The organism is Streptomonospora arabica, assembly GCF_039531585.1.
Classification (GTDB): Bacteria; Actinomycetota; Actinomycetes; order Streptosporangiales; family Streptosporangiaceae; genus Streptomonospora; species Streptomonospora halophila.
The window spans coordinates 15,717-28,607 of record NZ_BAAAQI010000027.1 but is presented as its reverse complement, the minus strand read 5'-3'; the positions used below and the strand labels follow the sequence as shown (position 1 = coordinate 28,607).

Genomic DNA, 12,891 nt, shown 5'->3' with positions numbered 1-12,891 from the left:
CCGACCGTGGGGAGTGCATGTGAGTGCTCAGCAGCAGGTGACCGGCCAAGAGATCACCCCTCCGATCCGCTCGCTGGCGGCGGTCACCGCTCGGCTGCTGGTGAGCGGAGGCCCCTTCGAGATGGAGACGGCCGAGATCGGCGGCGTGGCCACGCGGGTGTGGAAGCACGCGCCCGCGCACCTGCGCGCCGTCGTGGAGTCGTGCGCCCAGTACGGCGACCGGGCGGCGCTGGTCTACGGCGACGAGCGGATGACCCACGCCGAATTCCATCGGCGCACCGCCGCCCTGGCCCGCCGGCTGGTCGCCGACTACGGGGTCGCCAAGGGCGACCGGGTGGCGATCGCGATGCGCAACTACCCCGAATGGGTCGTCGCCTTCTTCGCCGCCACCGGCGCCGGCGCGATCGCCGTACCGCTGAACTCCTGGTGGAGCGGCCCGGAGCTGGAGTTCGGGCTCGCCGACAGCGGGGCGAAGGTGCTGATCGCCGACCGCGAGCGCATCGAGCGGCTGGGCGAGGGCCTGGGGCGCCTGGAGCTGCCGGTGATCGGGGTGCGCACCCGCGCGCTGCCCGAGGGCGGCCGCGCCTGGGAGGAGGTGCTGGGCGAGCCCGGCGCCGACGCGCGCCTGCCCGAGGCCGACGTGGCCGCGGACGACCCGTGCACGCTCTTCTACACCTCCGGGACCACGGGGCGGCCCAAGGCCGCCGTCGCCTCGCACCGCAACCTGGCGACCAACATCGTCTCGGCGTCCTACTCGCGGTTCCGCTCGCTGATGCGGCTCGGCCTGGAGATGGAGGAGGTCCAGGCCTACGTGGACGCGCTGGGGCCCTCGGTGGTGCTGTGCGTGCTGCCGCTGTTCCACGCCACCGGCGCCCAGACGGTCATGCTGCCGACCCTCGCCAACGGCGGCACGCTGGTGCTGATGTACAAGTGGGACCCCGAGGAGGCGCTGCGGCTGGTCGAGCGCGAGCGGGTCAGCGCCATCACCGCGGTACCGGCGATGATCTCGCAGATGACGGCCTCGCCACGGCTGGGCGACTACGACCTCAGCAGCCTGCTGCTCCTGGCCTCCGGCGGCGCGCCCGCCGCGCCCGCGCTGGTCTCGCGCACCCGCAGCAGCATGCACGAGATGCTGCTGGGCCAGGGTTACGGGCTCACCGAGTCCTCGGCGACGGCGACCGCCAACGGCGGCAGCGACTACCTGCTCAGGCCCGACAGCGCCGGGGTGCCGGTGGCCACCGTCGACGTCAAGGTGGTCGACGCCGCCGATCGGGAGCTGCCGCCGGGAGAGGTCGGCGAGGTGTGGATCCGCGGTCCCGGCGTGGTGCACGGCTACTGGCGGCGCCCCGAGGCGACCGCGGCCGCGTTCACCGGCGGCTGGCTGCGCACCGGAGACCTGGGGCGGCTGGACGGGGAAGGCTTCCTCTACATCGTCGACCGGGCCACCGACATGATCATCCGCGGCGGCGAGAACGTCTACTGCGCCGAGGTCGAGGCCGCCGTCCACGAGCATCCGGCCGTGGGCGAGGTGGCGGTGGTCGGCGTGCCCGACGAGGTCTACGGCGAGGAGGTGGGCGCGGTGGTGCGCCTGCTGCCGGGTACCGAGCTCACCGGGGCGGAGCTGGCGGAGTTCCTCAAGCCGCACGTGGCGGCCTTCAAGATCCCCTCCCACATCCGGATCGCCGCCGGCGACCTGCCGCGCAACGCGTCGGGCAAGCTGCTGAAGAGGCGGCTGAAGCAGGAGTACGGCTGGGCCGGCGCCGAGCAGGGCTGACCGCCGGGGCCGGGGCCGGCGGTGCGGGTGCGGCGCCTCAGCCGGGCGGTCCGCCGTCCGCGCCGCCGCCCTCGCGGCCCTCCCCGTCGCCGTCGCCGCCCGCGTCCTCCTCCTGCTCCTGGGGGGCGGGAGACGCGCGCGGGCGGCCGCGGCGGGGGATGGCCCCGGCGCCGCCGGGCAGCCGGCCCTCGGCGGAGAGGGCGCGGCGCAGCAGGAACTCGATCTGGGCGTTGGTACTGCGCAGCTCGTCGCCGGCCCAGCGCGCCAGCGCGTCGTGCACGGCCGGGTCCAGCCGGAGCAGGATTCTCTTCCGCTCAGCCACGGTCTTACAGGGGTTCCCTACTGGTAGAGCGTTCCGGTGTTGACCACCGGGCTCGCGGGACGGTCCGAGCACAGCACGACGAGCAGGTTGCTCACCATCGCCGCCTTGCGCTCCTCGTCGAGCTCGACCACGTCGCGGTCGGCCAGCCGGGTCAGGGCCGCGTCGACCATACCGACCGCGCCTTCGACGATCTCGCGGCGCGCGGCGACGACGGCGCCCGCCTGCTGGCGCTGCAGCATGGCTTGGGCGATCTCCTGGGCGTAGGCGAGGTGGGTGATGCGCGACTCGACGATGCGCACGCCCGCCGACTGCACGCGCTCGGCGATCTCGGCCGACATCCGCTCGGTGACCTCGTCGGCGTTGTCGCGCAGCGACATGGCGCCCTCGACCGGCGCGTCGTAGCGGTAGTTGTTGGCGGTGTGGCGCACGGCGGCCTCGGTCTGGATGGAGACGAACTCGACGAAGTCGTCCACCTCGAAGACCGCGCGGGCGGTGTCCTGGACCTGCCAGACCACCACGGCGGCGATCTCGATCGGGCTGCCCCCGGAGTCGTTGACCTTGAGCACCGAGGTCTCGTGGTTGCGGATCCGCGTGGAGACCGTCCGGCGCGTGGTCAGCGGGTTGACCCAGCGCAGGCCGTCGGAGCGCACCGTGCCGGCGTAGCGGCCCAAGAACTGCAGCACGCGGGCCCGGTTGGGCGCGACGACCGTCAGGCCGGCGGCCCCCACCAGCGCCGCCGCGGCGAGCACCGCCCCCGCCAGGACCAGCGGGAGGGAGGCTCCGCCGGCCCCGAGCAGGCCGGTTCCGGCCGCGACCGCGGCCACTCCCGCCAGCAGCGCGAGCAGGCACACTCCCGCCGCGGGGAGGCCGGGCAGCTGCGCCGCGGTGCGCTCCCGGTACGTGGGTGCGGGCATCCGGACGCCCGCGGCGGGGGATTCGGACGGCGTCATGGGCGGCGTCCCCTTTCCTTCGCTCAATGATTGCTTCATAGTAGCATTGTGATATCACTTTTTCAGTACATCGCTTCACCGCACTCACTGAAGGAGGGATCCGGGTCATGACCGTCACCCGATCCGCGCCGCCGGCGACCCGGCTTCGGCCCCCGCGCCACCGCGTGGAACGCCGCGCCGTCGCCTGGTGGAGCACCCGCATCCTGCTGCTCGCCGCTCCCCTGGCCGGCGCGCCGGCGCTCGCCGCCCTGGTCCTGCCGGCCGTGGCGCCCGCGCCCGCGGCGCTGGTCTCGGCGCTGTGGGCTGCGGCGGCGGCGCTGGGCGCGGTGGGCCTGGCCGCCATCGCCGTCGTGCCGCAGTGGCGCTACCGCGTCCACCGCTGGGAGGTCACCGAGACCGCCGTCTACACCGCCTCGGGCTGGTTCTGGCAGGAGTGGCGGGTGGCGCCGATGTCGCGCGTCCAGACCGTCGACACCAGCCGCGGCCCCCTCCAGCGGCTGTTCCGGCTGGCCGACGTCACCGTCACCACCGCCTCGGCCGCCGGCCCCATCGCCATCGCGGGCCTGGACGGCGACCGCGCCGAACGCGTGGCCGCCGAGCTGACCGAGGCCGCCCACAGCACGGAGGGAGACGCGACATGAGCACCACCGGCCCCGCCGCCGCGGCCGCTCCCCCCGCACCCGACGCCGCCGACGCCGCCGAGGGGTGGCGGCGGCTGCATCCGCTCACCGTCTGGGCCGGCGTTCTCGTGCTCGGTGCGATCTGCGTCCCCGGCGCGGCCGCCGGGGCGGTCGCCACCGGCCTGGCCGGAGCGCTGTGGCCGTGGGGAGCGCTGATCGCCGCCGGCTGCGCCGCGTTCGCGGCGGCGGTCACCGCCGGCGAGTGGCTGCGCTGGCACCGGGCGCGCTACCGGGTGACCGGGGAGCGCCTGGAGATCCGCAGCGGGGTCCTGGTGACCGCGCACCGCTCCGTGCCGCGCGACCGCATCCGCAGCGTCGACGTGGCCGTGCCGATCTGGCTGCGGCCGCTGGGGCTGTGCAAGGTCACCGTCGGCACCGGCCAGAGCGCGGGCGCCGAGGGCGACGAGATCCGGCTGGAGTACGTCCTGCGCGCCGAGGGCGACCGGCTGCGCGCCGGGCTGCTGCGGCGCGCGCCGGAGGACGCCCCCGGGCGGCCCCGGGCGGACGGCGGCCTCGGCGGCGCCGAGCACTCCGTCCGCGAGCTGGAGCGCCTGCGACCGGTGTGGTTCGGCTTCGCTCCGCTGTCGGCCGCGACCCCGGCGCTGGGCGCCACCGCTCTCGGGGGCGCCTTCAACGTGCTGAGCTGGTTCGGCCAGCAGCGGGCGAACGGTATCGCGGTCGGCGTCTACGACCTGCTCGCGGCCAGCCCCCTGCTGGTCCTGCCAGCGGTGGCGGCGGTGCTGCTCACCGGCGCGCTCGCGGCGACCGCCCTGCAGGTGGACGCGTGGTGGGGCTACCGCCTGGACCGCGAGCCCGACGGCACGCTGCGGCTGCGCCGCGGCCTGGTCACCAGCACGTCGCTGTCGCTGGAGGAGCGGCGGCTGCGCGGGGTGGAGCTGCGCGAGGCGCTGCCGCAGCGCTGGTTCGGCGCCGCGCGCGTCCGGGCGGTGGCGACCGGTCTGGGCTCGGCCGAGGGCAAGGGAGGCGCCGTTCCGCGCAGCGCGCTCTCGCCGGACCTGCCGCGCCGGCGCGCACTGCGCCTCAGCGCCGAGGTGGTGCGCACGGCCGAGCCGCCGATCGCGGTGCCGCTGCGGGCGCACCCGCGCGCGGCCCTGCGCCGGCGGCTCACCCGTGCCCTTGCGGGCGCGGCGGTCCTCGCCGCGGCCGCGGCGGTGCCGACCGCGGCTCTTGCACCGGCGGCGCCGGGCCTGCTCCCGCCCGCCGGCGGCGTGCCGGACCCGGCGACGGCGGCGACGGCGGGCGCGCTGGCGGGAGCGCTGACCGGCGTCCTGCTTCTGGTGCCGTGGGCGGTCTCGGCTTACCGGGGCCTGGGGCACGCGCTGGCGCCCGGCTTCCTCGTCGTCCGCAAGGGGGCGCTGCTGCGGACCACGGTGGCGCTGCGTCGCGACGGGATCATCGGCTGGCGCATCGCGCGCACGCCGTTCCAGCGCCGGGCCGGGCTGGCGACGGTCTTCGCCACCACCGCAGCGGGGCGCGGACGCTATGCCGCGGCCGACGTCGAGCTGGGCGCGGGACTGCGGCTCGCGGACGAGGCGGTCCCCGGGCTGCTGGCCCAGTTCCTGGAGCAGGAGGGCACCGGTGGGGCCGAGCGCGGCGGTCCGCAGCCGCACCCGGCGCGCGGCGCCTCCCCGGGCGCCGGCGGGCCCGGCCTCAGCGCCGACTCGCCGAACCGACGCTGAACGCGGCCTCGGTCGGCGGAACCACCGGGAAGAGGCCGGCCAGGCCCAGCACCTCCAGCGTGCGCACGACGGCGGCGGATGGCCCTCCCAGCACCGTCCGCACGCCGTCGGCGTCGAGGCGGCGGCGCGCCGCCATCAGCGCGCGCACACCGCTGGCGTCGAAGAACTCGACCTCGGAGAGGTCGGCCACCACCGTGGCGCAACCGGGCTCGCTCGCCGCGGCGAGCAGTCGGTCGCGCATGTCGTCGGCCGTCGCGATGTCGATCTCGCCCTGCACCGCGACGACCACCGTATCCCCGCAGTCGCTTCGCGGGCCGTTCGCTCCGGTCTGTCCGGGCACGCCGTGCCGCCTCTCACTCGCCTATCCGGATCCCTCCCCCCGGCGCATGATCGTATCGGGTACAGAGGGTTTGCGGGCGCACCCGCGAGTCCCGGGATCCACCGATTCGCGGGGGTTGCGAGCAGGAGCCCGCGGGGGAGGCGGTCGTCCTCCGAGGTCGGCGCGCCCGGCCGCGGTCCGCGGCCGGCATTCAGCCCACGGCTTCGGCCAGGAACTCCTCCCAGCTCCGCCCGCCCGTGGTCACCGCGGCGTTTCGGACACCCGCAACCGACAGATTCTCGCCGGCGCGGTAGGCGCGGCCGGCCTTGCCCGGGATGCGGATCCGGACGAGCGGCCGGCGGCCGCCGCGGGCGCTCAGGTACCCGCGGATCAGCTCGTCCATCGCGTAGACCCGGGGGCCGGCCAGGTCGGGCACCCGCCCGGCGGGCTCGCCCCCGGCCAGCTCAACGAGCCGCTCGGCCACCTCCCGCGGGTCGACCGGCTGGAACCGCAGCCCGCCCGGGGACGGAACCACCGGCAGCTTCGCCATCGCCCGTACGGCGGAGAGGGTCAGGTCGTGGAACTGGGCGGCGCGCAGGATCGTCCAGGGGATCCCGGACTCGGTCACCGCCTGCTCGGCCCCGGCCTGGGACCGGAACCAGGCCAGCGGCACCCGGTCGGCACCGATCACCGAGATGTGCACCAGGTGCTGCACTCCGGCGCGCGCTGCGGCGCGCACCAGGGTGCGCGTCGCCTCCGCGTCGCCTTTGGGCCCGCCCGCCAGGTGAAGGACGGTGCGCGCGCCGCGCACCGCCTCGTCGACGCCTTCGCCCGTGGCCAGGTCGCCGACGACGTAGTCGGCACCGCCCGCGGACGCGCGGGGCCTGCGGGTGAGCACCCGGACGGGGGCGCCCGAGCCCTCCAGCAGCGGGACGGCGATGCTGCCGAGGGTGCCGGTTCCTCCGGTGACCAGGATGGGTGCTGTCATGATCCGTTCCTTTCGCGCCGGGCCGCCGCGCCGGGAGGAGCCAGAGGGCTCCTCACCGTCACACCGGCCGGATTCCGGGGGTCTACTTGAACGACACACCGCTGGGAAGGAACGTGACGGCATGGATGAGCGCACATGGCTGATGCAGCACTTCGAGCAGGACCGCGCCCGGCTGCGCGCGGTCGCCTACCGCATGCTCGGCTCGCACGGCGAGGCCGACGACGCGGTGCAGGAGGCGTGGCTGCGCATCGACCGCTCCGGTACCGACGGCGTGGAGAACCCGGCGGCATGGCTGACGACCGTGGTGGCCCGGGTGTGCCTGAACATGCTGCGCTCGCGCAAGGCGCGGAGGGAGGAATCCTTCGAAGGACACGTAGAGCACGCAGCACACGTAGCGCACGCCGAGCAGGCGGCGCACGCGGAGCACGCGCGACGCGGGGGCCGGGCGCCCGGCGCCGCGGACGCCCCCGGCGAGGCGGCCGATCCCGAGCAGGAGGCGGTGCTCTCCGACTCGGTCGGCCTGGCGCTGCTGGTGGTGCTGGACACCCTCACCCCCGCCGAGCGGATCGCGTTCGTCCTGCACGACATGTTCGCCGTGCCCTTCGACGAGATCGGGCCGATGATCGACCGCTCCCCCGTCGCCGCCCGGCAGCTCGCCAGCCGCGCCCGCCGCCGGGTCAAGGAGGGCGCCCGGCCGCCCGAGACCGACCGGGCCCGCCGGCGCCGGGTGGTGGAGGCGTTCCTGGCCGCCTCGCGCGAGGGCGACTTCGACGCCCTGCTGGCGGTCCTCGACCCCGAGGTGGTGTTCCGCGCCGACGCCGCCACGGTCCCCGGCGGCACACCCGTCATGCTCCGCGGCGCGCGCAACGTCGCCAAGGGCGCCTCCGCGGCGGCGCAGCGGGCGCGCGAATCCGTGCCGGGCCTGGTCGACGGCTCGCCCGCCCTGGTGCGGGTCCAGGAGGGCCGCGTGTCCCTGGTCCTCACGTTCACCGTGGCCGACGACCTGATCACCGGGATCGAGGCCATCGCGGAGCCGGAGCGCCTGCACACCCTGGACGTCGCCGTCCTCGACGGCTGAGGCGCACGGGCAAGAGGCTGCCGGGGGTCGCCGCCCGGCGCGCGTGCGCGGGCGCCGGGCGAGGCCGGGGTTCGGCGACGGCGTTGACATAGCGTGAGTGGGCTGCCTAGATTAATCTGGCAAGCGCTTTCCACGCCCGATCGCACGCCGGCGGACCGAGGAGGCCGCACCACGAGCACGCAGCGCCCCGATCCTCCCTTTGACTCCGCCCCTCCCACACCCGGCCAGGACCGGGACGACGAACGCGCTAAGGCAGGCCCGATGAGTGAACCCCCCGTCCCGGTCGTCCTCGCCGGCGCCCACGGACACGGCCGCTCACACCTGCGCAACGTCCGGGCGCTCGCGGAGGAAGGGCTGGTGAGGCTGGTCGGCGTGTGCGACCGGGTCCCCCTGCCCGCGTCCGAGCTCGCCGACCACCCCGGCGCCGAGCAGGGCCCCGACCTCGGCGACCTCCTGCGGCGCACCGGCGCTGCCGCGACGATCCTGTGCACGCCGATCCACACCCACCTCCCCCTCGCCCGCACCGCCCTGGACGCCGGCTCCCACCTGCTGCTGGAGAAACCGCCCGCCGCGACGGCCGCCGAGTTCCGCGCGCTGCGCGAGGCGGTGGACGCCTCCGGGCTCGCCTGCCAGGTCGGGTTCCAGAGCCTGGGCTCAGCGGCGATCGGCGCGGTGCGCTCGCTGATCGCCGACGGAGCCGTCGGCGAGGTACGCGGCATCGGGGGCGCGGGCACCTGGGTGCGCACGTCGGAGTACTACGCGCGGGCCGAATGGGCGGGCCGCCGCAGGCTCGGCGGCGTCGACGTCGTGGACGGCGCGCTGACCAACCCGTTCGCCCACGCGGTGGCGACCGCGCTCGCCGTCGCCGGCGCCCAGCGCGAGACCGCCGAGGACGTCGAGCTCGAACTGTTCCACGCCCACGAGATCGAGAGCGACGACACCTCCTGCATGCGGCTGCGCACCCGCGAGGGCGTACCGGTGAGCATCGCGGTCACCCTGTGCGCGGCCACCCACCGCCCACCGCGGCTGGTCGTACACGGCGACGCGGGCCGCATCACGCTGTTCTACACGCTCGACGAGGTCCGGCTGGAGCGCCCCGGGCGCGAGCCGGAGACCGGCGTCCACCCCCGCACCGACCTGCTGCGCAACCTCGTCGCCCACCTGCGCGGCGAGGCGCCGCTGCTGGTGCCGCCCGAGGAGACCGCCGGGTTCACCGCCGTGCTGGACGCGGTGCGCCGGGCGCCCGCCCCGCTGCCGATCCCGCCCGGGATGCAGCGGGTGACCGGCGCGGACGGCGGCGTCCAGCGCGTGGTGGAGGGTGTCGACGACCTGGTCGCGCTGAGCGCCGAGCGGGTCGCGCTGTTCTCGGAGCTGGCGGCGCCTTGGGCGGTCCCCGGCGCCGCCGGTGCGGGCGCCGCGGGCCGTGCCGGCGCGGCATCCGACGCCGGAGGCGGATGACCCGGCCGGACGCGGCCGGCGGGCGGGCGAAGCCGTGCCACAACACGGAACCGAGGACCGAGGAGGGGCAGTCATGGGCGAGACGGGCGGCGCCGCGCAGGAGGACGGCGCGGGCGGCGGCGACGGGGCGGTACTGCGGTGCCGCGGGGCCGTCGTGGCCGAGTGGAACAGCGGCGCCGGGGTCGAGCCGCACCTGTCCCCCCGGCCCTACCTGCACCCGGTGCGCACGCTCGACGGCACCGTCGTCACCGAGATCCACCCCGAGGACCACCGGCACCACCTGGGCGTCGGCGTGGCGATCCCCGACGTCGACGGCAGCAGCTTCTGGGGCGGCACGACCTTCGTCCGCGACCGCGGGCCGGTCCTGCTGGACGACCACGGCCGCCAGGAGCACCTCGGCTGGGGCCCGGCCGAGGGCTCCGGCCTGGTGGAGCACCTGTCGTGGACCGGGCGCGACGGCGCCGAGCTTCTCACCGAGGTGCGCGAGACCGCCGCCTGGGAGGTGGACGCGCACACCTGGGCGCTGGACCTGCGCACGCGGCTGCACGCGGGCGAGCGCGACCTGGAGATCAACAGCCCGGCCACCAAGGGGCGTCCGGGCGCGGGCTACGGCGGCTACTTCTGGCGCGCGCCCAAGCACGCCGAGCCGCCGCGGGTGCTGGGGCCCGGCGCCGAGGGCGAGGAGGCGCTGCACGGCTCGCGCGCACCGTGGCTGGCGCTGCTGGGCACCGCCGGCACCGGCGCGCGCTGGACCCTGGTGTTCGCCGCCGCCGGCGGGCTCGCCGACCCGTGGTTCGTGCGCGCCGCCGAGTACCCCGGCGTGGGCGGGTCGCTGGCCTGGCGGCACCCGTTGCGCATGGCCGCGCGATCGGCCGTCGAGCGCCGCGTGGTCACCCTCGTCGCCGACGGCCACCCCGACCCCGGCGAGCTGCCCGGCCTGGTGTCGTCCGCCCGCGCCCGGCTGGGAGCGCCCGAGCCGGAGCGGTTCACCTCCGGGGGATGACCCCGGGCGACGTCCCCGGCTCCGAACAACGCCCACCTGCCGGAAGCCCCGGAAAGCCGATCCCCGGCCTGCGAGCGCGCCGCGTCGCCGGACCGCCGGGGCCGACCCGCTGCCCCGGTGGAAGGACCGCTTCCCCGTCCTTCGGCGTTGACTGGTCCGGCACGGCGTGCTTAGCTGATCGGTAAGCGCTTTCCGTCACCGTGCGGACCGCGCCCTTCGCCCACGGCGACATCCACGACCCCGCCCACCAGAACAGGACGGCCATGCGCATCCTCCTCACCGGCGGCTCGGGACGGCTCGGCCGCAGCGTGGCTGCGACGCTGGCGGCCCGCGGCCACGACGTCACCTCCGCCGACCTCGCCCCCGCGGACACCGGGCCCGGTGTCCGCTCCCACACCCTCGACCTGCTCGACGAGAGCGCGCGCGAGGACCTGTTCGCCCAGGTGCGCCCGGAAGCGGTCGTCCACCTCGCGGGCATCGCCGTCCCCTTCGCGCGCCCCGACACCGAGATCCTGGACATCAACACCCGCCTGGCCTGGGGCGTGCTCGCTGCGGCCGTCCGCCACGGCGCCCGTTCCGCCGTCGCCGCCTCCAGCCCCACCGTCTTCGGCTACGGCACCGCCGCCTGGCGTCCCCGCTACCTGCCGCTGGACGAGAAGCACCCCACCGCGCCCCGCCACTCCTACGGCCTGAGCAAGGTGATCATCGAGGAGACGGCGCGCACGCTCGCCCGCGCCGAGGACGCCGGATGCACCCTCACCTGCGTTCGGCCCGGCTACGTCATCGCACCCGAGGAGTGGGCGGGCGCGCCCACCCAGCAGGGCCACACCGTGGCCGAGCGGCTGCGTGATCCGGAGCTGTCGGCGGCCGCCCTGTTCAACTACGTCGACGCCCGCGACGCCGCCGAACTGTTCGCCCTGCTGGCCGAGCGCCCCGACCTCGCCGCCACCGGCGGCGCCTACCACGCCGTGGCCGAAGACGCCCTCGCCCTGGCGCCGCTGGCCGAGCTGCTTCCCCGCTACCACCCGGGCGCCGCCGGACCGGCGTCCGCCCTCACCGGCCGGCGCTCAGCGTTCAGCTCCGCCCTGGCGGCCGAGCGGCTAGGCTGGCGCGCGCAGCGGACCTGGCGCACCGAGCTGGTGGAAACGGTTTCCGAGGGCGGCTGAACGCGGCCTCGCACACGCGTGCGCGGCGGCCGCGTCGCAGGCGTGCCGGACGGCGCCGGCGCGGCCGCCGCCGCGGGACCGGCGTGTCGGGCGCCACCGGTCTATACCACGGTGATGGGCTGTTGACGGTGTTCGCCGCCGCCTATGATCGAACTGCGGAAAGAGTTTTCCAAGGAAGGCGTGAAAGGTGAGGCCGTGGGCAACGGATACGTGACATTGGAACAGGTCGCCCGGCACGCCGGCGTCTCCCTGGCCACCGCCTCGCGCGTCCTCAACGGCAGCACGCGCCAGGTGGGGCGTGCGCTGCACGAGCGGGTCACCGCCAGCGCCCACGAGCTGGGCTACCTCGCCAACGCCTCGGCGCAGACGCTCGCCCGCAACACCAGCTCCCTGGTCGGGCTGATCGTGCACGACATCGCCGACCCCTACTTCTCCAGTATCGCCTCCGGCGTCACCCGCACCGCCGAGGACGAGGGGCTGGTCGTGGTACTGGGCACCACCGGCCGCACACCGCAGCGCGAGTTGGCGCTGCTGGCCATGCTGCGCTCGCACCGCGCCCGCGCGGTGGTCCTCGCGGGCAGCCGCACCATCGAGGAGGAGACCACCCGGCGGCTGGCCGACGAGATCGCCGCCTTCAACGCCCGCGGCGGCCGCGTCGCGTGCGTCTCGCAGGAAGGCCTGCCCGCCGACACGGTGGTGCCCAGCAACCGCGACGGCGCCGCCGAGCTCGCCCGGCACCTGATCGGGCTGGGCCACCGCCGCTTCGCGCTGCTGGCGGGGCCGACCGATCTGCGCACCGCCCGCGACCGCCTGGACGGGTTCCACGCGGCGCTGTCGGGCGCGGGTATCGAGCTGGACCCGCGCAACGTGGTGCACGGCGCCTTCACCCGCGACGGCGGCTACGAGTCCACGCGGCGCCTGCTCGCCGCCGAGACCGACGCGACGTGCCTGTTCGCCGTCAACGACGTCATGGCCACCGGCGCCGTCGCGGCGCTGCGCGACGCCGGGCTGCAGGTGCCGCGCGACCTGTCGGTGGCCGGTTTCGACGACATCCCCACGCTGCGCGACCTCACCCCGGGGCTGACGACGGTGCGCCTGCCCCTGGAGTGGATGGGCGAGGAGGCCGCGCGCCTGGCGCTGGTCGACGACGGGGACATCGAGCCCCGCACGGTGCCGGTCTCGGGCGAGGTCGTGGTCCGCGCGAGCACGGCGCCCCCGACCCGCACCTAGCGCGCCTCCGGCGGGTCCGGCGCCCATGCGCCGGCGGCGTCGAGGACGACCGTGCAGCGGTGGACGACCGCGCACCGGACGTCGCGCGCGGCCCGGCCCTGCCGTTGCCGTGTCCGTTCGCGCCGAGAGGCGGCGGTGCCGCGGTGCGCGCCTGCCGGGGCGCGCGACGCCGTTCCGGTACGCCGGTTCCCCGGCCCTCATCGCCGCCCACACGGCCGCCACG

At 76.1% G+C, this 12,891-nt stretch carries 12 protein-coding genes; 8 read left to right on the top strand and 4 right to left on the bottom strand.

The annotated features are described in order from the left end of the window. Positions 1–37 precede the first annotated feature (37 nt). Positions 38–1,774 carry a class I adenylate-forming enzyme family protein gene (locus ABD284_RS24795; RefSeq protein WP_386699704.1) on the top strand — a complete coding sequence of 579 codons (1,737 nt, stop codon included), beginning with the start codon at positions 38–40 and terminating at the stop codon, positions 1,772–1,774. Between the two features lie 37 nt (positions 1,775–1,811). Here ABD284_RS24795 and ABD284_RS24790 read toward each other — a convergent pair whose 3' ends face one another. Together ABD284_RS24790 and ABD284_RS24785 are read right to left on the bottom strand one after the other, a co-directional pair. Continuing rightward, positions 1,812–2,096: a type II toxin-antitoxin system antitoxin gene (locus ABD284_RS24790; protein WP_344148545.1), complete on the bottom strand. Its 285-nt coding sequence runs from the start codon at positions 2,094–2,096 to the stop codon at positions 1,812–1,814. 17 nt (positions 2,097–2,113) lie between these two features. Continuing rightward, positions 2,114–3,046: an SPFH domain-containing protein gene (locus ABD284_RS24785; protein ID WP_344148602.1), complete on the bottom strand. Its 933-nt coding sequence runs from the start codon at positions 3,044–3,046 to the stop codon at positions 2,114–2,116. 107 nt (positions 3,047–3,153) lie between these two features. Between ABD284_RS24785 and ABD284_RS24780 the strand changes: the two genes are divergently transcribed. Both ABD284_RS24780 and ABD284_RS24775 read left to right on the top strand, forming a co-directional pair. Then, positions 3,154–3,687, top strand: coding sequence for a PH domain-containing protein (locus ABD284_RS24780; protein WP_344148542.1), 534 nt, complete (start codon positions 3,154–3,156; stop codon positions 3,685–3,687). Next, positions 3,684–5,426: a PH domain-containing protein gene (locus ABD284_RS24775; protein WP_344148539.1), complete on the top strand. Its 1,743-nt coding sequence runs from the start codon at positions 3,684–3,686 to the stop codon at positions 5,424–5,426. Before ABD284_RS24780 ends, ABD284_RS24775 begins: the two co-directional genes overlap by 4 nt. On the opposite strand, the gene ABD284_RS24770 is transcribed toward ABD284_RS24775, so the two are convergent. Further along, positions 5,398–5,766, bottom strand: a complete 369-nt coding sequence (locus ABD284_RS24770; protein WP_344148536.1) for an STAS domain-containing protein — start codon at positions 5,764–5,766, stop codon at positions 5,398–5,400. The genes ABD284_RS24775 and ABD284_RS24770 overlap by 29 nt on opposite strands. 190 nt (positions 5,767–5,956) lie before the next feature. Next, entirely contained in the window at positions 5,957–6,733 is a 777-nt protein-coding gene (locus ABD284_RS24765) for an SDR family oxidoreductase (protein WP_344148533.1), read from the bottom strand. A 121-nt stretch (positions 6,734–6,854) separates the two neighbouring features. Between ABD284_RS24765 and ABD284_RS24760 the strand changes: the two genes are divergently transcribed. From ABD284_RS24760 to ABD284_RS24740, 5 genes are all read left to right on the top strand, one after another. After that, on the top strand, positions 6,855–7,811 hold the full coding sequence (locus ABD284_RS24760; protein WP_344148530.1) for a sigma-70 family RNA polymerase sigma factor: 957 nt from the start codon (positions 6,855–6,857) through the stop codon (positions 7,809–7,811). Between the two features lie 261 nt (positions 7,812–8,072). Beyond that, the gene (locus tag ABD284_RS24755) at positions 8,073–9,269 is read left to right on the top strand and encodes a Gfo/Idh/MocA family protein (RefSeq protein ID WP_344148527.1); all 1,197 of its coding nucleotides are present in this window, start codon (positions 8,073–8,075) and stop codon (positions 9,267–9,269) included. Between the two features lie 73 nt (positions 9,270–9,342). After that, complete coding sequence (locus tag ABD284_RS24750; RefSeq protein ID WP_344148524.1) at positions 9,343–10,272, top strand: DUF6807 domain-containing protein; 930 nt, start codon at positions 9,343–9,345, stop codon at positions 10,270–10,272. Between the two features lie 263 nt (positions 10,273–10,535). Next, complete coding sequence (locus ABD284_RS24745) at positions 10,536–11,438, top strand: NAD-dependent epimerase/dehydratase family protein (RefSeq protein WP_344148599.1); 903 nt, start codon at positions 10,536–10,538, stop codon at positions 11,436–11,438. A gap of 195 nt (positions 11,439–11,633) precedes the next feature. Further along, positions 11,634–12,668: a LacI family DNA-binding transcriptional regulator gene (locus ABD284_RS24740; protein WP_344148521.1), complete on the top strand. Its 1,035-nt coding sequence runs from the start codon at positions 11,634–11,636 to the stop codon at positions 12,666–12,668. Positions 12,669–12,891 lie beyond the last annotated feature (223 nt).